This is a genomic window from Bradyrhizobium guangdongense, from assembly GCF_006483445.1.
In the GTDB taxonomy this organism is placed as follows: domain Bacteria; phylum Pseudomonadota; class Alphaproteobacteria; order Rhizobiales; family Xanthobacteraceae; genus Bradyrhizobium; species Bradyrhizobium guangdongense_A.
On the sequence record NZ_PPPT01000062.1, the window covers coordinates 1 to 18764 of the forward strand.

Consider the following 18764-nt stretch of genomic DNA (forward strand, 5'->3'; position numbering starts at 1 on the left):
GCTACCGCACCGCCATTGCAGGGCTGGTCGAGCGCCATGACGGGCGGATCGTGAACACGTGGGGCGACGCCGTGATCGCCGAGTTCGGCAGTGTCGTCGAGGCCGTGCAGTGCGCGGTCGAGATCCAGCAGGAGATTTCCAGCCAGGCGTCAAACCCGCCTCACGCCCAACCGATGCAGTTTCGCATCGGCATCAACCTCGGGGACGTGATGGTCGATGGCACCAACATCTACGGCGACGGCGTCAATATCGCGGCACGATTGCAGGAGCTGGCTGAGCCCGGTGGCGTGGTGATCTCCAGCTCGGTCTACGACCAGGTGTACAACAAACTGTCCGTTGGCTTCGACTGCCTGGGACAGCGACCCATGAAAAACATTGCGCCCGTGGTCAGCTATCGCGTCACCACGAGCGGCCACCCCGCGGGACATGCAGGCTCCGATGCGCCTGTTCCACAGCGCGCGAGTGTTGCAACCGCGGACATCGGCAATCCCGGAACTCGCGACCGACCCGTGCCGTCCACGCCAATGGGTGCGGTCTCGGACTGGCTGGCGAACCTGCCGCGGCCGGTTGCAGTCGCGCTTACAGTTTCGTGCTTCCTGATCCTGATCAATCTCTTCAGCGGAACGCACAGGATCTGGTTCCATTGGCCGGTCGCCGGCATCCTCCTGTTTGTCGTCCTGCGAACAGTGCTGGGCGGACCCCGCTCGCGCAGAGACAGGGAGCGCCGCGAGAGCCGGGAATGAGACGGCTCACGCCCTAGTCGTTATCGTCATCATAATAGGGCCGCGGCGGAGGCTGCATCGGCGGCGCTCGGTTATATGGCGGCGGTGCCGTGCGTCCGCGCGGGGGTGGCTGTTGCGGCTGCGCCTGGTTGTTGGATTCGAACACCGCGCGACAGCCGCTCGAGAGCTGCGGCGTGTTCTGCCGCAGGCACGCGACGATGCGGTTCACATCCGGAATCTGGTCGCTGCAGAGGCGCCAGACATCAGGCGTGCAGGCCATCTGCTGCTCCATCGTGCCGCGGTATTCTTCCGCCGACGCGCCGCTCTGCGCGAGCATGCCGCCGGCGATGAGCGCCGCACCCAGCGCTGTCAGCCCTGTTCGCATGTTCCAGATCCTTCCACTTCGCCAAAAGCTCCTCAATCAATGAGGCGCCGGAAGGTTCTGGACCAACAACTAAACGTGAAAGCGGAATGGCGCGATCGTTTGGAACCTACTCCACCTTGCCGATCTTCTTCACCGCCGCGATCAGCCGCGCGCTGTCCTCCCTCACGAATTGCGAAAACTCCGGCGCGTCCTGATAGGCGACGAGACTGCCCGACGCCTCGAAGATCTTGATGACGTCGGGACTTTTCATCACCTGCGCCATCGCCTCGCGCAGCCGGTTGACGATCGGCGCGGGCATCGCGCTCTGTCCGAACACGCCGGCCCAGATATACATCTCGACGTCCTTGTAGCCGAGCTCCTGGAACGTCGGCACGTCGGGGAAGCTTGCGATGCGTTGCGCGCCGCAATTGCCGAGCACGCGCAGCTTGCCGTCGTCGACCTGCGGCTTCAGCGTGCCGGGTGCTGCCGCGATCGCCTGCACCGTGCCGCCGAGGATCGCGGTCATCGCGGGGCCCGCGCCGCGGAACGGCACGTGCAGCAATTTGATCCCGGCGCTGGTCGCAAACATCTCCATCGCCACATGCAGCGTGCCGTAGGGACCCGACGAGCCATAGGTGATCTGCCCCGGACGCTTCTTCGCATCGTCGACAAAATCCTGCACCGTCTTCCACGGTGCCGACGCGGGCACCGCCAGCAGCGTGGGATCGGCCAGCACGCGCGCGATCGGCGCGAATTGCGAAACCTCATAGGCGACGGGACGATCGAACAGGCGATCGGCCTCGGGCAGCACGGCGAGCGAAGACAAGGTCATCAGCAGCGTGTGGCCGTCAGGTTCGGCGCGGGCCGCAGCCGCATTGCCGACGGAGCCACCGCCTCCGCCGGCGCGGTTGTCGACGATGACAGGCTTGCCGAGAATGCGCTCCAGCGCCATCGCAACCGGGCGTGCCGCGAGATCGGCCTGACCGCCGGCCGGAAACGGCACGATCATGGTGACGTTGCGGGAGGGATAGGCGCCTTGCGCGAAGCCGGTGCGTGAGAGCGCGGTTTGAGCCAATGGCAGCATCGCTGCCGCGCGCAGGAGATCGCGTCGATTCATCGGATAGCCCCCTCCCGTCAGTCTTTTTGTTACGGACACAGCCTAGCGCAGCGGATGACGGGGGCAAAGGTATCTTCGTGCCACTATTCCCGCGCAACGCGTCGCGCATTTACCAGCCGTTAGCCCTGTCCACGCCGTTGAGGGAACGCAGCCACATTTCCGCCAGTTGATGCGCAGGGAGTCTATGGGATGAACGATCTCGGCACCATCGACGGCGCCCTGGACGAGATGCTGGTCAGTCTCGCAGGCATCGTGCTGCGGCTTGCAAGGCCGGAGATCACCAACACACCGGACACGCAGCAGGCGCTGGCGCGCTCCGTGCATCAATATGCGGTCTGCGCATCGCGCTCCGCCGATCCGCGTGTGCACGCATTACGCGCGGAGTTGGAGGCCACGTTGAAGCCGCGGTTGCGCGTCATCACCGGCGGTCGGCCAAAGACCTCGTAACGTTACGCCTTGCGTGCACCGGAGGTGTTCGGACGCCGCTTGCAGGTGAGCGGCAGTTTTGCGGCGAGAAAATCGGCGAGCACTTCGACGCGCGCGGGCCGCGGGCCGCCGGGCGGCATGACGAGATGCACGGCGCCTTCGGCCTGCTTCCAGTCCTTCAGGATCACCTCGACCTCGCCTGAAGCAATCGCTTCGCCGACGATGAACTCGGGCAGATCGGCGATGCCGAGGCCGGCAACGACCGCCGGCATCACGGCCTCGCCATTGTTGACGCGCAGCTGTCCCGCCGGGCGCACGCTCGCCTGCTCGCCGGCTGCATTGGTGTAGTGCCAGATGTTCGGCGTGGAGAGATAGGCGTAGCTGAAGCATGTGTGCCCGGCGAGATGCATCGGATGGGTCGGCCGGCCCGCACGCTTCAGATAGGACGGCGCCGCCACCGTGTAGCGCGGCATGGTGAAGAGCCGCCGCGCGATCAGCGAGGAATCCGGCAGCCGCGCGATGCGCAGCGCGGCGTCAAAACCTTCGCCGATCAGATCGACGGTCGCATCGCTCAGGTGCAGATCGACCGACACTTCAGGATAGGCCTCGAAGAATTCGGGCAACAGCGGCGCGACCGCCTTCACACCGAAGGTCATGGGCACCGCGAGGCGCACGAGGCCGCGCGGCGCGACCGATTGCGCCAGCGCCTCGTTCTCCGCCGCCTCGCCGTCGGCGAGCAGCCGCGTCGCGCGATCGGCAAGCTTGTGGCCGGCATCGGTGAGCACGAGCCGGCGCGAGGTGCGGTTGAACAGGCGCGCGCCCAGCCGCTCCTCGAGCCGGGTGACGGCCTTGGAAACGGTCGCCTTGGACATGCCGAGCTCGCTGGCGGCGGCCGCAAACGACCGTAATTCCACGATTTTTGCGAAAATCGCGAGGGCCTCGAAATCCGGGAGCTTTGCCATGGGTCCGATCCGCTGGGGGATTTTATGGAAACAATGAGTTTTAATAGTTTCTATTTCTATACCACAGGCGAAGGCTTATCCAAGCACCATCAGACGTTCAACAAGGAACTGATCCCATGATCGAACTCAGACCCTTTGCAAAACTCGGCGGCGCCGACCACGGCTGGCTCAAGGCCAAGCATCACTTCTCCTTCGCGAGCTATTATGACCCGGCGAATGTGAGCCATGGATCCTTGCGGGTATGGAACGACGACGAGATCGCGCCGAACACCGGCTTTCCCGCCCATCCCCACGCCAACATGGAAATCATCACCTATGTGCGCGAAGGCGCGATCACCCACCAGGACAGCCTTGGCAACAAGGGACGCACTGAGGCGGGCGACGTGCAGGTGATGAGCGCAGGCAGCGGCATCCGCCACTCCGAGTACAATCTCGAGCCGACCAAGACGAAGATCTTTCAGATCTGGATCGAGCCGACGGCGCGTGGCGGCCAGCCGACCTGGGGCTCAAAGCCGTTCCCGAAGGCGGACCGCTCCGGCAAGCTCGTGACGATCGCGAGCGGCGATGCTGACGACAAGGACGCACTGCCGATCCGCGCCGACGCCCGCGTGCTCGCGACCACGCTCAAGGCCGGCGAGAGCGCCGAATACGCCGTGCAGAAGTCGCGTCACCTTTATCTGGTGCCGGCCGCAGGCGCGGTCGAGATCAACGGCGTCCGCGTCAACGCCCGCGATGGCGCGGCGATCCGTGACGAGGACAGTTTGAAGATCACGGCTCTGGAAGATTCCGAGCTGGTGCTCGTCGACGCGGCGTAGCGACGGATACTCACATCATCCGCCGTCATTCCGGGATGGTCCGAAGGACCAGACCCGGAATCTCGAGGTTCCGGTTTCGATGCTTCGCATCACCCCGGAACGACGGCAATCACAATGCCAACTGCCTTACCAACGGAGACCACCATGTCCAAAGTTCTCGTCCTCTACTATTCCGCCTACGGCCATATCGAAGCGATGGCCAATGCCGTCGCGGAAGGCGCACGCGAAGCCGGCGCCACCGTCGACATCAAGCGCGTGCCCGAGCTGGTGCCGGCCGAGGTCGCGAAGGCCTCGTATTACAAGGTCGACCAGGCCGCACCGGTGGCCAAGATTGACGACCTCGCGAATTACGACGCGATCATCGTCGGCACCGGCACCCGCTTCGGCCGCATGTCCTCGCAGATGGCGAACTTCCTCGACCAGGCCGGCGGGCTCTGGGCCAAGGGCGCGCTGCACGGCAAGGTTGGCGGCGCCTTCACGTCGACCGCGACCCAGCATGGCGGCCAGGAGACCACGCTGTTCTCGATCATCACCAACCTGCTGCATTTCGGCATGACGGTCGTAGGCCTGAACTACGGCTTTGCCGGCCAGATGAAGCTCGACGAAGTGACGGGCGGTGCGCCCTATGGCGCCACGACCATCACCGGCGGCGACGGCAGCCGCCAGCCGAGCGCCAACGAGCTCGCCGGCGCGCGCTATCAAGGACGCGTGATCGCGGAGACCGCGAACAAGCTGCATGGCTGATACGTGTGGGGCGGCATTCTCGTTCGGGGATGCCGCCCCATTTACGCCTCAGGAGATTCCGACGGCATGGCGATGATTGAAGTCCTCATGATGGTGCAGATGATCCGCCGTCCGGTGCAGGCACTGGCGCGGCGGTGGTACTGCCGCAGCCTGTTTCGTGCCTCGCGCGGGCGGATGCGTTGCGCGGGTTGCACGGCGTCGTGATGCGCCTGACGCCGGGCGACACCCTTAGTCAGACTTTTTCCTGAGAAGCTCGCGGCCGATCCCGCGAACTGGTTCGCTGCGCAACACCAGCGACGTGGTCACCGCGCCATAGCCCGCGATCCGGTCCACGATCGTCTCCAGATCCTCCGGCGCAGGCACCAGCACCTTCAGCACGAAGCAATCGTCGCCGGTGACGCGATGGACCTCGATGATGTTCGGGATCTCCGCGAACCTCTTCAGGCAGGTCTTGATGTGCTCATGCGTGGTGCGCAGCCGGACCAATGCCATCAGCCCAAGCCCGAGCGCACGCGGGTTCACCCTTGCGCCATAGCCTTCGATGATGCCGGCTTCCTCGAGGCGCTTGACGCGCTCGGAGATGGCCGGCTGCGACAGGCCGATCGCGCGGCCGAGCTCGGACAGCGGCACGCGCGCATTGGCCTGCAGCGCTTCGAGGATCTTCATATCCTTGGCATCGACGCTTCCGATACGATCCAACAAAATTCTCCGTTTCACCTTGAGATCATCGGCAGAACGGCGCTTCCCGCCGATGACTTGCCATGTCGCAGCGGACGCGGACCGTCCACACTGCGCACTCGATCCAGATAGCACGAGAGCAGCATGCGCAAAATGATCACCCTTCCCGGCATCGGAGGCTCCGGCGACGCCCATTGGCAGTCGCGCTGGGAGCAGGCCGAGCCTGGCTTCAACCGCTTCGTACCCGCAAGCTGGGACGAACCTGACCTGGACGACTGGGTGCAGGCGCTGGAGCGTGCCGTGGCTGATAGTGATGAGCCTCCCGTGCTGGTCGCGCACAGCCTCGCCTGCCTGCTGGTGGCGCATTGGGCGTCGCGGTCGACCTCCCCGATTGCCGGCGCGTTCCTCGTCTCCGTGCCGAATCCCGATGGACCGGCGTTTCCGTCTGCGGCCGTCTCGTTTCGATCGGCGCCGACGGCGCCGCTGCGCTTCCCGTCACTCATCGTCGCGAGCACCGATGATCCCTATGGCGAACTCACCTACATTCGGCAGCGGGCACGCGAATGGCGATCGGAATTGGTGATCGCCGGCGCACTCGGGCACATCAACGCATCGAGCGGCCTCGCTGACTGGCCGCAGGGTCGCGGATTGCTGGCGGCGTTTTGCGCGGGCCTTGCGAGCGCCTAGCTGTCGAACAGCGCGGCTTCCGTGAAGGCGAGATCGCCGAGCCGCGGCGGCCGCGGGCCCTTTGCGTATTTCCGCCCGCGCTTCTCGGAGTACCAGCCGACGATTCCCGGCACGGCCTGGTTTGCGTCGAAGCGAACCAAGAGGCCGCCGCGCTTCGCAAGGAAGCGGCCGAGGGTCCCGGCAAACTTTGCGAGTTCGGCGGTGTCGCGGCAATAGAGCAGCCGATAGACCGGCACGAGATCCTTGACCTTGTGCTTCTGGAACACGAAGGGGTGGCAGCTCGCGACATCGCGCACGACGACGCTGAGGCAGCCAAAGGAGGCATGCTGGCGCAGCAGATCGGCCTCGAAGGCCGAGAGTCCATCGGCATGATCTTGCGAGAACTCTTCGGCCGTGGCGCCCGGCACGGGCCTCGACAGCGCGAGCGCGCCGTACATCTGTCCCTTGCAATAGACCGAAAAGCCCTGCGCCTCGACGGTTGCCCAGGTGTGCGGCGCCGGCGTGATGTTGAAATAGGTCACGCGCTTGTCGCGCGTCGCTGATCGCACCATCTGCGAGCCGAACATCCGGAATTCGGGTTCGACATACCAGCTCGACACGTTGCAGCGGATGACAGTCTCGTCGCCGCTGCGCAATTCCGAGAACAGCAGCAGGATGACGCCGACCGGCACGCCGCCGCGATCGAGGCAATAGCCGAACGCGGGATAGCCGGCCGGGCGCGCGCGCTGGGCGTGACGCGCGAGCCCGCGGCGCCAGTAGTCGACGGAGCGAAATGCAAAACCCTTGTTGAGCAGCGCGGCAATCGCCGGCAGATCGCCCTCGACGATCTCGCGAACTTTCAGGCCCGCGCCTGACGACGGCACTGGCGAGACATCCGCCGGATTGGATTTGTCCGTAAGCTGCACGTGCGCGCGACCCGAGTGATCCTTGCTGCGACAATCAGTATCACAGCCAAATTGACGCATGCTGGATAACAGCATGTCGGGTTCCATGCTTACAAAAGCAGCTGACAGGGTCGACTTCACTTGCGTTTACCTTAATGAAGCGCGGCTGCGCATGATGATTCCGTGTCGGATTACCGCCGCGGCACGCGGATCATGAAAGTCTCGCCTTCGGCGAGGTCGTTCATCACATTGCGTCCGCCGGTCGCGGCAACGCGACGGCGCAATCCTTCCCAGCCCCAGATCTCGACGGTGTGCGCCCAGTCGGGCAGCGTCAGCTCGAGCGCGCGGCCGGGCTTGTCCGTCCAGCCCTGCAGATTCTGCCAGACGTAAAGCTCCGCATCAGGACTCGTCAGCGTGGTGAGGCCGCGGCTCTTGTCGATCGACGTCAGCGTCATGTCGCCGGTGAGCCGCAGAATCGTCTGCAGCACCACGCTACGGATCTCCGGAGCCCACGGGTTCTCGCTGATCGCCATGGCGTAATGCGGTCCGTCGACGCGCGGGGTATCGGCGAGATTCCAGGGAAATGCCAATGCCATGACTGGTAAACGTCGGTCCTGGCCGACGACCGTGACCTGGTCCCAGAACGCACTCAGAAACAATTTGCCGAGCGTTTTGGAGTCATCCCACTCCCCTGCCCGCGTCACGTTGAACTCGGTGGCGTAGAATTTGACATCGCGCTTGAGGCCCATCGCCTGCTTGACGCGGTCGAAGCAGGTCTGCGCCGAGAAATCGCGGCCGCGCGTGATCGGGTAATAGCGGTCGTTGTAATAGGTATGGAGGTCGATGCCGTCGAGACGGCCGTCTTCCAGGAGGTCCGCGATCGCGGGCCCATAGCCGCGCAGGGTCGCATCGAGATGCGAGTTGCAGGTCGCAAAGCCGCCGGGCACGACGCGCAAGCTCGCATCGACGCTGTGCACACCATCCGCTAGCCCCTTCAGCGCATCGTGATAGGCATCGCGCGGTATATTGGCGAGCACGTCGGGTTCGTTAATGGCCGAGTAGACGGTGGCGCCCCATCCCAAGATACCGTTTTCTTTCGCCCATTCACCATCCGGGCGGAATCGCTCGGCGATCGCCTTCCCGGCCTGAAACCAGTCGTTATACGATCCAACAGGTTGCGGAGGATCGAGCGTCTGATAGCTGCCGTCATATTCGAGCAGGATGATCGGCGTGATTCCGTTCTTGTGCGCTTCGAGCATGCCGGCATCGAAATCCTTCGGTGTCGGAACGCGCGCGACCGTCCGCCAGCCGTAGGAATTCATGCGCCCCAGCTTGGCTCCGACGCCGTGCAGGGCCTCATAGAGCTGCTCCACCGCGGGCTTGCCCGCAAGATGCGTGACGAGGTTGCCACCGCCGATGCGATCCCTCAGCCGTTCACTGCCTGCACGATCCGGCGGCGCCGCCTGCGCTGCCGTCAGGCATGACGCAAAGGTTAACGCAACCGCGAACATGTCACGCAAATTGGAACGAATATGCAATGCGAGCTTCATAGATAAGCCCAATGACGCTTGAGATCGTCCAGGTCGTGCAGGAACTCAGCAGCGCCGGCGGCGTCGAAACCGTCGCCAGCGAGCTCGTGCGCATCTTTAACCGCAACGGCTTACCAAATGTTGTGCTGGCAAGCGCAGTCAGCAGCGATTTCGAGCACGCCTCGGGCATCCAGCGCATCATGCCCTGGCTGTCGCGGATTCCGACCCGCGGGCCGTTTCGCTATATCGGCCGCGCTATCGTGGTGCCGCTGTTCACGCTCGCGGTGACCCGCGCGCTGAGCCGCCATCCCGAGGCCGTCGTGATCAGCCATGGCGACAGTTTCAAGGGCGACGTGCTGGTGGTGCACGCCGTCAACGCGCAGAGCCTCGCCGAGAAGCGCAGCACCGGCCAGTGGCGCTGGCGGCTCAATCCGATGCATCTGTGGGTGAGCCTGCGCGAGCGCTGGATGATCGGCGGCTTGCGCTACCGCATCTTCGTCGCCGTGTCCTCGCGCGTCACGCAGGAGCTGCAGCAATTCTACGACGTGCCGTCGTCACGCATCCGCATCATCTCCAACGGCATCGACCTCGATCGCTTCACGCCGGATCCGCAGGGCGGCCGGGCGATCCGCGCCGAGTTCGGCATTCCCGCGGACGCAAAGCTCTTGCTGTTCGTCGGCCATGAATTCCATCGCAAGGGCCTGGCCCATGTCATCGGCGCGCTGGAGCAGCTCGATGACGATGTCTGGCTGCTGGTGGCAGGCTCCGACGATCCCGCCCCCTATCGCAAGCTTTCACACCGCGCGCGTGAGCGGCTAATCTTTGCAGGCCATCGCTCCGACCTGCCGGCGATCTATTCCGCCGCGGACGCCTTCGTGCTGCCGACCGCCTACGAGACGTTCTCGCTGGTCTGCATGGAGGCGATGGCCTGCGCGCTGCCGGTGTTCGCAACGCCCGTGGGCGGCATCGAGGAATATCTGATCTGCGGCGTGAACGGTTTTCGGATCAAGGCGGATGCCGACGACATCGCGGCCAAACTCGCCGACGCGTTTGCCGACCCGGCGCTGATGAGCCGCATGCGTGACGGCGCACGCCAGACCGCCCGCAACTATAGCTGGGAGCGGGTCGGCGCGCAGTATATCGAGCTGTTGAAGCAGATCGACGCGATCAAGCGCGGTGGCGACGAGAGGCTGCAGGAGCGAGCGCCTCCGCTGCAGCCCGACACGCCGATACGATAGCGTTGGCCACCGCATCGTAGGTGAAGCGCGCCTCGACATTGCGTCGCGCGGCCTGCCCGGTCGCCTGCACCAGCGCGGCATTGTCGGAAAGATTGGCGAGCAGCTTGCCGAGCGCGTCCGGATCGCGCTCCGGCACGATCCAGCCGCCGTCGCCGACGACGTCGGGAATGGCGCCGCAGGTCGACCCGATCACGGGAATGCCGCAGGCCTGGGCCTCGATGATCACGCGCCCGAACTGCTCGCGAACGGCGTTCGTCGTCCGGGTCAGCAGCACCAGCGCGTCGAGCCCACGGATGAAGTTCGCGACGTCCGCAGGCGTGCCCCAGCCACGAAAATCCACGCGTCCGGCGAGACCGAGTTCGTCCACCCGCCGGCGCAGCGTCTGTTCATACGGCCCCTCGCCCATGATGCTGAGCGACACCGATGAGGCACCGCGCGCCATCGCGTCGAGGGCCTCGTCGAGGCCCTTCTCCTCGATGATGCGGCCGACATAGCCGATCCGGAACGACTGCCCGTGCGTCACGGCACCGGGCGTGAAGGTCGAGACATCCACGCCGTAGCCGATCGGCGTCACCGGCCCGGCATAGCCGCGCGCGCGAACGACAGCGGTGGCATCGGGGCTGCGCGAGAGCACGTGATCGGTATGCCCAAGCACATGCTTGCGGATCGATTCGAAGGGCGGCGGCAGCCGCTTGAGGATGTTCTGGTCGACCTCCAGCACCAGGGCGGCGCGACGCCGGAGCATCTGCGCCTGCAGCGCGACCACGCTCCACGGCTCTTCCCAGAGATGGATCACGTCAGGATCGAGCTCGCGCAGCAGCCGGCGCAGCGCCGGATAAAAGTGGAGATACCAGTTCATCGGCCCGGCATGCGGGATCCGGATCGGCAGCACGTGCACCGACACGCCATCGGCCGTGAATGGCTCCGCCGTCATGCTGCGGCCGAACTCCTGCCAGGTCGCCGGCATCACCAGATGCATGTCGACGTCGGGACGGGATGCGAAATGGAGGTAGCGCAGCCGGCCGGCCTCGCTGCTGACGGCCGGGTGCGCGATCGAGACGATCCGCAACGGCGTGGTGTCAGACACGCCCCAGCACCCTTGCGGCCGCGCCGGTGAACCCCGTCAGGTGCATCTCCATCGCAGCGAGGCTGCGATGGCCGCCGTTGATGGTGTTGCGCGGCAGGCTGAATGCGTCGCGCCCGCGGCGCACCAGACCCTTGCGCGTCGTAGCGGCGGTCCGGAAGCCCGCACGCTGCGCCAGCGCGAAGTCGCGCGGACCGCAATCGACGGAGCGGCCATAGGGAAACGCAAAATGCTCGACATGGATGCCGAGACGCTCGTTCAGGCGCGCGCGCGACTGCTCGAGCTCCGCCATCGCGGCCTCGGGCTGCAACGATGACATGCGCGGATGGCTGACGGTGTGCGCACCGATCTCCAGCAGCGGATCGCGGGCGAGCTCGGCCAGCATGTCCCAGGTGATCGCGTGCTTCCAATGCATGGCCTCGATGTCGATGCCATTGGCGGCGCAGAACGCGGCATAGTGCCTGTCGGCCTCGGGACCATCCCAGGAATCGGCGATACGATGATACGCCGCGCGCTTCGCCTCGGCGCTGTCGAGCACGAGCGTTTCGTCGCCGACGCGCACGCGGTCGCGATTGAGCAACGCATCTTCCAGACCGGACGACCACATCGAGAGGGTTCCGTCGGGAATTCCCGTCGTGACGAACAGCGTCAGCGGCACCTTGTGCTTCCGGAACAAGGGCGCGATGACCTCGAACGTATCGCGATAGCAATCGTCGATCGAAAAGTTCACATAGCCGTTGCCGCGATCGCCGCTGGAGATGCGGCGCTGCGCCTCGCTCATCGTCACCACGTCCCAGTTCTGCGCGGCGAGATAGCCGAGGAACCGGTCGAGAAACGCGACATCGATGTAGAAGTTGCGATTGGGAAGCTTCTCCCAGAGATCAGAGGGTGCCGCCCGATGAAACGTGAACAGGCAGCCGCGCGGGCCGAGGGCGCGGTCTGTCACCCTGGCAAACGGTAGCGCAAGTGCACTGGCTGTGGCGAACAGCAACAATTTCAACTCAGCTCCCAACTCAAGCGCAGTGTTCTGCGCACATTGTTCAGAACCGACATTCCAATGTTGGGGAGCAGGAGCCCGACTGCGAGACCGATGCAGACGAGATAAGCAAGCCCCCCGATGAAAAGTCGAACCGGCAGTTCAGTTAACGAATTCTGAATCCGCAGGTAGTAGTCCACCAATAGCAGCGGAAAAGCCAAGAGTGTAGGGACGTTTCGTCGCTGCGCGCGCATCAACGGCTCGACGCGCGGATGCATGATGCCGCACGATGCGTTTCCAAGGCGAAAACGCGGTGAATCTGCCCAGATGAGCACTGAATCGACCACACGCTTAGGTTAACTGACACGTTAACGATATAGGTAGAAACACGGACGAACGCCGCCAAAACGCGGCGGTTTCAAGACGCGATTCGACGCCGCGCAGCGCTCATTCGACCGACCCTTCGATCATCCGCGGCGTCAGCAGAACGGCGAAGGTCCAGAACAGGAATCCGGCCTCGCCGGAGGTGATGCTGGCCAGCGGCAGTTGCGCCAGCGCACCGAGCGCCAACGCGCCGACGATGACGGCCTCCGCGCTACGATCGCTAAACGCCGTGCTCAACGCGTTGCCGATCGACCAGAACAGGGCGGCAAGACAAAAGCCGCCGATGACGATGCCCATCGACAGCCAGCACGCGATGATCATGCCGTCGATCGGCATCGCGCCGGCAGAGCCGACGTCGGTGATGGTGAAGCCGGAACCGAACAGCGAGGAGTCCGGCAACCGCCACAGCGTGACGAACTCCTCGAGGCGCTCCTGCGCGCTGCCGTCCTGAGTACCTTCACCCAGCGTCGAGAGCCGCTCGCCGACCACGTCGCCAAACGGCGTCAGCGTCGCAGCCAATACCAACGCCACGGCTGTCCCGATCAAGATCAGGCTCGCCCGCCGCCGCGTCGCAGAGAACAGCAGGCAGAACAGGATGCCCACGGCGAGCGAGATCCACGCCGTACGATAGAGCGACAACAGCAGTCCGAGGCCGGCCGGCAACGCCAGCAGCAGGGCCGGCCAGCGCCTCTGCGAGAAGGCGAGCAGGAACAACCCGACCGCGGTGAAGCTCGCATAGCTCGCCGGCGAGTTCATGGTCGAGAAGGAGCGAACGCCGTAGGGGATCGGCAGGCCGATCGACAGGATCGGCGCAAGCTGCATCCAGTACTGGTCCCATGCCGGCGGATCGACATACTGGTAAATGGCGTAGAGCCCGGTCACGGGCAGGATGACCAGAAAGGCCGAGGTCGCGGCATCAATCAACTCGCGCCTATCGGCACTCAGCATCAACACCGACGCATAGAGCAGCGGCGCGAGCCATTTCAGCGCGCCCGAGGCCGCGTTGTTCCAGTCGGCTTGCGCCATCGACAGCATCGAGGCGTAGATCACGCAGCAGGCGACGATGCCGAGCGGCCAGATCCATTTCGCCGGGACGTCCACGGTTTCCAGAAGGCGCGGCAGATACAGGACGGGCACGAGGATCGCGAGCAGCGGTCCGATCAGCATCAGGCCAAGTGTATCGAAGCCCACCGCGAGATCGACGATCCGGCGCACGAAGGGTGCAAAGGTGAAGAGCACCAGCGCGGCCTGCAGATGCGCCGCAGCGCCCTGGCGCCACGCGTACCAGCCGACCGCACCGCAGCCGAGCACGAAGACCAGCCGCGACAATCCGCCGAGCATGCCGCCGACACCGGCGACGACGGCAAGCATCAGCACCGCCGCGAGCCAGCCCGGCAGCGGCCACACACCGTGCCGTTGCGACGAGGCGAGGCTCGCGCTCATGCCAAAGCCCCCGCCTGCGCCTTGCGGATCACGAGCCCGATCGTGTCGAGCATTTGCTTCAGACCGTAATGGACGCGGGCACGGACCGAGGCATATTCGAGCTGGCCGGAGAGTTGCTCGGGCTTTGCCAGCACGGTGGATATCGCAGAGGCGAGCGCGGCTGCATCGTTCGGCGGCACCAGCGTGCCGGCCTTGCCGCCTTCGAGGATGTCGGGTGCGGCGCCGGCATTGGTGGCAACCACCGGCACGCCCGCCAGCATCGCCTCGACAAGGGTCCGGCCAAACGGTTCCGGATCGATCGACGGATGCACCATGACGTCGACGGCTTTCATCAGCTTTGGCACGTCGTTGCGATGACCGAGGAAGCGGATGCGATCGACAACGCCGAGATCGGCAACCATCTTGTTGAGCCGCGCGGCATAGTCCTGCTCGCCGAAGAGAGCATCACCGACGATGATGCAATTCACGCCGGGAAGCCTTGCAACGGCCTCGATCAGCACATGCTGGCCCTTCCAGGCTGCGAGGCGGCTGAACACGCCGACCAGGGAGCCTGCGGGCAGGCCGAGCCCCTGTCTCAGTTCATCCGGCGAGCTGGGATCGGGTTGAATGGCAAGCCCGTTCGGAACGACGTCGACGAGATCGCGCTTGCCGCCGGCGTCGATGAACGCGGTTGCGGCGACCTCGGACGGGACGATCACCCTGGTCGCGCAGGCATTGGCGAGCAGCACCTGCGCCCGCCGCTGCGTGGCACCGAAATGATCGGAGCTGATGATGTCGTGCAGGTGCCAGATCAGCGGGCGCCGCGCGATCACGCTGGCAATCGACGCCAGAATGAAGGCCTTCTGCGAATTGGCATAGACGATGTCGTGCCGGCGCGCCGCACGCGCGATCTCGAACACGATGGCCGCCATGCGCCCGGCGAGCGGCAACGCGCTCAACGGCGAGCTGTCGCGATGGAACTGCGACAGGCCGTTGCCCCATTTCGACGCGATGATATTGAGCCGCTTGTCCGCGACCGCCTTGCTCAGGGGTCCCGTCTCGAACAGGAAGACCGAGGACTCGTGCCGTCCGTCAATGACGTCGAGCAGGATCAGCTCGGCGCCGCCGATCTGCCCGGTGTGATCCACGAACAGGACGCGTTCGTTCGACATCATCCCGCCCTGGCATATTCTTCAGTCGGAATGAACGCGGGCTGGTAGGCGTTGCTGCGCGGATTTTCTTCCATCGTCACCGCGATCACGACGCTGCCGGCGCCAAGCGCGCGGACTTCGGCGATCGCGGGTGCGGCACGCCCCATCAGCGAGCTGTCGCCCTTGAGGCAGACGATGGTGTGGTCGATGCCTGCGAGGTAGCTGCCCGCATTGAGCGGCATCGGGCTGTCGATCAGGATGACGTCGTAGCTGCCGACATTGCCGAGCAGATCGACGAGCCTTTTTCCGAACAGCATGTTCGCGGCACGGGCGCCGGCGCCACCCGCAACCAGCACGTCGAGATTCGGCACCGCGGTGCGGACCACGGCATCGCGCGCGGTCATCGAGCCCGCGAGGACACCGAGCAGGCCGACACCGCCCTCGATGCCGAGCGCGCCTTCAAAGTTGGGATTGAGCACGTCGCACTCGACGGCGAGCACGCGGCAACCGAAGGCGGCAAGATGCTCCGCCAGCGCCAGCGTCGTCACGGTCTTGCCTTCACCCGCACCGGGCGAGGTCACGACAATGCGCTGCGCGCCCTCGGCGCTGCCGAGGCGCAGGCCAAGCTTGAGATTGTGCAGCATCCACTGGAAATCATCGTCGCTGACGGCGAGCCGCAGCACGTCAGGGATCGGCAGTTTCAGGTGAGATTGCAGAATGCTGCTGACGGCCGAAGCCGCCTGCGGCTCACGCAACCGCGGCAGCCGCGCAATGATGGGCGCGCCGGTCATCGCGGAGAGCAGTGAGGAACGCTCGACCGGCATCGCCACGGGAGCGGCAGGGGGCGGCGCCTCGTCCTTCACCCGGACCGCCTCCGTCTTGGCTTCGTCGATCGGACGCGCCGCGCGCGATGGCGCCGGCTGCTCCGCGCCCGCAGGAGCCGGGCCGAGCCGTTCCGCGAGCAGCGCTGCGGCAACGGCAAAGATCAGCGCGAGCGTCGAGCCCGCCGCGAGGAACGGCAGCTTCTTGGGGAAGAACGGCTTGTTCGGCAGCTCAGCCAGGCTGACGAGCCGCGTCGAACCCTGCAGCACGCGCCGCTCGGTCTCCAGCTCGCTCGCCTTCTTGTAGAGCTCGGAATATTGCTGGCGCTTGATCTCGGTGTCGCGCACCATGCTTTCGATCGAGGCTTCGTCCAGCGTCGCCGATCCGGCTTCGGCCTTCGCCGTCTCCATCTGCTTCTTCAGGGAGGCCACGAGGTTGTCGTTGGCGTCATAGGCCTTCTGGGCGCTCGCGGCGATGTTCTGCATCTCGTCGGCGAGGCGCTGCTGGATCAGCCCCTGCTCGCGCGTGAGCGCCATGATCGATGGATGCCGCGGCCCTAGCACGCTGGTGGCGCTGGCCAGCTGCGAGCTCACCGTGGTCAATTGCTGCTTGAGATCGGCGATCGACCGGCTCGACAGCACCGACGGCGCATCGGTCAGGCCGCGCGCCTGCTGCGATTTGATCTCCTGCAGGCGTGCAGCCGCTTCGGCGCGCGCCGCCTCGGCCGCCGAGAGTTGCTGGCCGATGCTCGACAGCCGCTCCGAGGTGATGGGCGCGTTGGCGCCGCGCATCAGGCCCTTGGTGCGGCGGAACTTCTGGATCTTGTCATCGGCCTGGCGCAACTGGTCGTCGAGCTGGCGCAGCTCCTGCCACAGCCAGGTCGTCGCCACCTCGCGGCTGTTGGCGCCTTCGGTGCGCTGGTCTTCGAGAAACGCCGTCGTCAGCGCATTGGCCAGCGTTTTGGCGACCTCGGGAATGGCGGACTGATAGGAGATGTTGATCACGCGCGAGCGGCCGGCCGACGTCACCGAAAGATGACTGTCGACATGCTCGATGAATGCGGTGCTGTCGGTGCGCAACCGCTGGCAGGCATCGCCCGAACCGAACATGCGGCTGCGCTCGCACTCCAGCGTCACGGCGTCGAGCACGCCCGGCGCGTTCATCACGATCCGCATCAGGCGCGGCGAGCGAATGACCAGAAGCTGGCTCTCGAGGTCGGCGGGATCGCCGATCTTCTGCGCCCAGGCCGGCGAGGCATTGGCGACGCCCGGCTCCTGCTCGGCCACGATGACGGAGGCGGTGGCGAGATAGCGGACAGGTAACACCAGCAGCGCGACGATCGTCAGCACGATCGTGCCGAGAAATACCGTGGCGAACAGCCGGCGGCGCCGCCAGATTCTAGCCAGTGATTCCAGACCGGATAAGGACTCCGATACGCTCGCGTGCCTCATAGTGTTGTTCTCGGCACAATGGCGAGCCCTATGCGATCAACCGAGGCGTCTCGAGCGCCTGGTCTCCGGCACGGAACCGCTCCAATTCCTCGGTCACGGCCGCAACGAACTGGTTGCGGAATCTCTCGGCCGAGAAGAAGCTCGCGCGCTGGCGGCAATCCAGCCGCGAGATCGACTTCTCCTTGGCGACAAACGACCGCACGCATTCGACGATCGACTGCGGGTCAGGCTTGTCGAAGAACATCCCGGTAGGACGCGTCCCGGTTGCGGCGATCGATTCGCGCGCACCGCCCTTGCCGAGCGCGAGCACCGGCGCGCCTTCGGACTGCGCTTCCACCAGCACGATGCCGAAATCCTCTTCGGCGGCGAACACGAAGGCCCGCGCCGTTGTCATCAAGTCGCGCAGATCCCTGTCGGGCACGAAGCCGACGAACTTCACATTGGGCCCGGCGAGCTTCTTCAGCCGCTCCGCCTCCGGTCCGTCGCCGGCGACGACGAGCTCGAGGTCGGGCATGTCGTTGAAGGCGCGCACGATCGGCTCGATCCGCTTGTAGGGCACGAGCCGGCTCGCGGCCAGGAAGTGGTTGCCGACCGGCAGAATGAGGTCGCGGTTGGCGAGGCTCACCGGCGGATAGATCACCCTGGAGTCGCGGCCGTAGGTCTTCTTGACGCGGCGGGCGACGAAGTTGGAATTGGTGATGATGGCGTCGGGGCCGTGCGCGGTGCGAGAATCCCACATCCGCATCTGGTGCAGGATCGTCCGTGCGATCGCGCTCTTGATGCCAGACTCCATGCCGCTCTCCTTCAGGTAGACATGCTGAAGGTCCCAGGCATAGCGCATCGGCGAATGCACATAGGCGACGTGCAACTGGTCCGGGCCGGTGATCACGCCCTTGGCGACGGCGGCGCTCGACGAGATCACGAGATCGTAGCTCGACAGATCGAACTGCTCGATGGCGAGCGGCATCAGCGGCAGATACGAACGATGGTGCCGCTTGAGGAACGGCATCTTCTGCAGGAAGCTGGTGTGCGACTTTTCGAAGCCGAGCTTGCGGCGATCCTCGGGGCGAAGCAGGTCGAACAGCGTGTAGACGTCCGCGTCCGGATAGCACTTCAGGAGTTCGCGAAGGACCTGTTCGGCGCCGCCTAGAACGTAGAGCCAATCGTGAACGATAGCGACGCGCATCTTGATTCCCGCAAGCCAGGGCAATTTGATGAAACCCTTAAGGGACCCACGCGCGCGCACAACTCGTTCCTAAATTCCTAGTTAACCCGCTCTGCTTTCATCCCTGTTTTTTGCTCGTTAAC

19 protein-coding genes are annotated in these 18764 nt (G+C 65.1%); 7 read left to right on the plus strand and 12 right to left on the minus strand.

Annotated features, from left to right (window positions below; all coding sequences use genetic code 11):
* A partial coding sequence (locus C2U70_RS09145) for an adenylate/guanylate cyclase domain-containing protein (RefSeq protein WP_140977674.1) occupies positions 1-743 on the plus strand: 743 nt, incomplete at its 5' end.
* A gap of 13 nt (positions 744-756) precedes the next feature.
* On the opposite strand, the gene C2U70_RS09150 is transcribed toward C2U70_RS09145, so the two are convergent.
* Positions 757-1107, minus strand: coding sequence for a hypothetical protein (locus C2U70_RS09150; protein WP_140977675.1), 351 nt, complete (start codon positions 1105-1107; stop codon positions 757-759).
* A 106-nt stretch (positions 1108-1213) separates the two neighbouring features.
* Positions 1214-2203, minus strand: coding sequence for a Bug family tripartite tricarboxylate transporter substrate binding protein (locus C2U70_RS09155; protein WP_140977676.1), 990 nt, complete (start codon positions 2201-2203; stop codon positions 1214-1216).
* A 189-nt stretch (positions 2204-2392) separates the two neighbouring features.
* On the opposite strand from C2U70_RS09155, the gene C2U70_RS09160 reads away from it, so the two are divergent.
* The gene (locus C2U70_RS09160) at positions 2393-2650 is read left to right on the plus strand and encodes a hypothetical protein (RefSeq protein ID WP_140977677.1); all 258 of its coding nucleotides are present in this window, start codon (positions 2393-2395) and stop codon (positions 2648-2650) included.
* Between the two features lie 2 nt (positions 2651-2652).
* Here the strand turns inward: C2U70_RS09160 and C2U70_RS09165 are convergent, their stop codons facing one another.
* Positions 2653-3591, minus strand: a complete 939-nt coding sequence (locus C2U70_RS09165; RefSeq protein WP_140977678.1) for a LysR family transcriptional regulator — start codon at positions 3589-3591, stop codon at positions 2653-2655.
* A gap of 116 nt (positions 3592-3707) precedes the next feature.
* On the opposite strand from C2U70_RS09165, the gene C2U70_RS09170 reads away from it, so the two are divergent.
* From C2U70_RS09170 to C2U70_RS32915, 3 genes are all read left to right on the plus strand, one after another.
* A complete protein-coding gene (locus tag C2U70_RS09170; protein ID WP_140977679.1) occupies positions 3708-4406 on the plus strand; it encodes a pirin family protein in 699 nt (232 codons plus the stop codon).
* Between the two features lie 144 nt (positions 4407-4550).
* Positions 4551-5150: an NAD(P)H:quinone oxidoreductase gene (wrbA, locus tag C2U70_RS09175; RefSeq protein WP_140977680.1), complete on the plus strand. Its 600-nt coding sequence runs from the start codon at positions 4551-4553 to the stop codon at positions 5148-5150.
* Between the two features lie 66 nt (positions 5151-5216).
* A complete protein-coding gene (locus C2U70_RS32915) occupies positions 5217-5354 on the plus strand; it encodes a hypothetical protein (protein ID WP_186294149.1) in 138 nt (45 codons plus the stop codon).
* A 24-nt stretch (positions 5355-5378) separates the two neighbouring features.
* Here the strand turns inward: C2U70_RS32915 and C2U70_RS09180 are convergent, their stop codons facing one another.
* Positions 5379-5849, minus strand: coding sequence for an Lrp/AsnC family transcriptional regulator (locus C2U70_RS09180; protein ID WP_140977681.1), 471 nt, complete (start codon positions 5847-5849; stop codon positions 5379-5381).
* Between the two features lie 123 nt (positions 5850-5972).
* Between C2U70_RS09180 and C2U70_RS09185 the strand changes: the two genes are divergently transcribed.
* The gene (locus C2U70_RS09185; RefSeq protein ID WP_140977682.1) at positions 5973-6515 is read left to right on the plus strand and encodes an RBBP9/YdeN family alpha/beta hydrolase; all 543 of its coding nucleotides are present in this window, start codon (positions 5973-5975) and stop codon (positions 6513-6515) included.
* Here the strand turns inward: C2U70_RS09185 and C2U70_RS09190 are convergent.
* Together C2U70_RS09190 and C2U70_RS09195 are read right to left on the minus strand one after the other, a co-directional pair.
* Positions 6512-7420: an acyl-CoA acyltransferase gene (locus tag C2U70_RS09190; RefSeq protein WP_140977683.1), complete on the minus strand. Its 909-nt coding sequence runs from the start codon at positions 7418-7420 to the stop codon at positions 6512-6514. The two genes, C2U70_RS09185 and C2U70_RS09190, sit on opposite strands and share 4 nt — an antisense overlap.
* Positions 7421-7590: 170 nt before the next feature.
* Positions 7591-8949 carry a hypothetical protein gene (locus C2U70_RS09195; protein WP_246666711.1) on the minus strand — a complete coding sequence of 453 codons (1359 nt, stop codon included), beginning with the start codon at positions 8947-8949 and terminating at the stop codon, positions 7591-7593.
* Between the two features lie 11 nt (positions 8950-8960).
* Between C2U70_RS09195 and C2U70_RS09200 the strand changes: the two genes are divergently transcribed.
* Positions 8961-10166, plus strand: a complete 1206-nt coding sequence (locus C2U70_RS09200; RefSeq protein ID WP_140977684.1) for a glycosyltransferase family 4 protein — start codon at positions 8961-8963, stop codon at positions 10164-10166.
* Here the strand turns inward: C2U70_RS09200 and C2U70_RS09205 are convergent.
* The 6 genes from C2U70_RS09205 to C2U70_RS09230 all read right to left on the minus strand — a co-directional run bounded on the left by C2U70_RS09205 (position 10096) and on the right by C2U70_RS09230 (position 18642).
* Positions 10096-11253 (minus strand): glycosyltransferase, encoded by a 1158-nt coding sequence (locus C2U70_RS09205; RefSeq protein WP_246666712.1) that lies wholly within the window; start codon positions 11251-11253, stop codon positions 10096-10098. The genes C2U70_RS09200 and C2U70_RS09205 overlap by 71 nt on opposite strands.
* A complete protein-coding gene (locus tag C2U70_RS09210; RefSeq protein ID WP_433960668.1) occupies positions 11246-12250 on the minus strand; it encodes a polysaccharide deacetylase family protein in 1005 nt (334 codons plus the stop codon). Before C2U70_RS09210 ends, C2U70_RS09205 begins: the two co-directional genes overlap by 8 nt.
* A 423-nt stretch (positions 12251-12673) precedes the next feature.
* Complete coding sequence (locus C2U70_RS09215) at positions 12674-14053, minus strand: O-antigen ligase family protein (RefSeq protein WP_140977686.1); 1380 nt, start codon at positions 14051-14053, stop codon at positions 12674-12676.
* Positions 14050-15207: a glycosyltransferase gene (locus C2U70_RS09220; RefSeq protein ID WP_140977687.1), complete on the minus strand. Its 1158-nt coding sequence runs from the start codon at positions 15205-15207 to the stop codon at positions 14050-14052. Before C2U70_RS09220 ends, C2U70_RS09215 begins: the two co-directional genes overlap by 4 nt.
* The gene (locus C2U70_RS09225) at positions 15204-17456 is read right to left on the minus strand and encodes a GumC family protein (protein ID WP_140977688.1); all 2253 of its coding nucleotides are present in this window, start codon (positions 17454-17456) and stop codon (positions 15204-15206) included. The genes C2U70_RS09220 and C2U70_RS09225 overlap by 4 nt, the downstream gene beginning before the upstream one ends.
* A gap of 28 nt (positions 17457-17484) precedes the next feature.
* Entirely contained in the window at positions 17485-18642 is a 1158-nt protein-coding gene (locus C2U70_RS09230; protein WP_140977689.1) for a glycosyltransferase, read from the minus strand.
* Between the last annotated feature and the right edge of the window lie 122 nt (positions 18643-18764).

What these genes read in the sequence shown, in the direction of transcription:
- C2U70_RS09170 (WP_140977679.1), top strand. Translation starts at nt 3,708, where the DNA reads ATGATCGAACTCAGACCCTTTGCAAAACTCGGCGGCGCCGACCACGGC.
- C2U70_RS09195 (WP_246666711.1), bottom strand. Translation starts at nt 8,949, where the DNA reads ATGAAGCTCGCATTGCATATTCGTTCCAATTTGCGTGACATGTTCGCG.
- C2U70_RS09150 (WP_140977675.1), bottom strand. Translation starts at nt 1,107, where the DNA reads ATGCGAACAGGGCTGACAGCGCTGGGTGCGGCGCTCATCGCCGGCGGC.
- C2U70_RS09230 (WP_140977689.1), bottom strand. Translation starts at nt 18,642, where the DNA reads ATGCGCGTCGCTATCGTTCACGATTGGCTCTACGTTCTAGGCGGCGCC.
- C2U70_RS09155 (WP_140977676.1), bottom strand. Translation starts at nt 2,203, where the DNA reads ATGAATCGACGCGATCTCCTGCGCGCGGCAGCGATGCTGCCATTGGCT.
- C2U70_RS09185 (WP_140977682.1), top strand. Translation starts at nt 5,973, where the DNA reads ATGCGCAAAATGATCACCCTTCCCGGCATCGGAGGCTCCGGCGACGCC.
- C2U70_RS09200 (WP_140977684.1), top strand. Translation starts at nt 8,961, where the DNA reads ATGACGCTTGAGATCGTCCAGGTCGTGCAGGAACTCAGCAGCGCCGGC.
- C2U70_RS32915 (WP_186294149.1), top strand. Translation starts at nt 5,217, where the DNA reads ATGGCGATGATTGAAGTCCTCATGATGGTGCAGATGATCCGCCGTCCG.
- C2U70_RS09160 (WP_140977677.1), top strand. Translation starts at nt 2,393, where the DNA reads ATGAACGATCTCGGCACCATCGACGGCGCCCTGGACGAGATGCTGGTC.
- wrbA (WP_140977680.1), top strand. Translation starts at nt 4,551, where the DNA reads ATGTCCAAAGTTCTCGTCCTCTACTATTCCGCCTACGGCCATATCGAA.
- C2U70_RS09220 (WP_140977687.1), bottom strand. Translation starts at nt 15,207, where the DNA reads ATGATGTCGAACGAACGCGTCCTGTTCGTGGATCACACCGGGCAGATC.
- C2U70_RS09215 (WP_140977686.1), bottom strand. Translation starts at nt 14,053, where the DNA reads ATGAGCGCGAGCCTCGCCTCGTCGCAACGGCACGGTGTGTGGCCGCTG.
- C2U70_RS09165 (WP_140977678.1), bottom strand. Translation starts at nt 3,591, where the DNA reads ATGGCAAAGCTCCCGGATTTCGAGGCCCTCGCGATTTTCGCAAAAATC.
- C2U70_RS09225 (WP_140977688.1), bottom strand. Translation starts at nt 17,456, where the DNA reads ATGAGGCACGCGAGCGTATCGGAGTCCTTATCCGGTCTGGAATCACTG.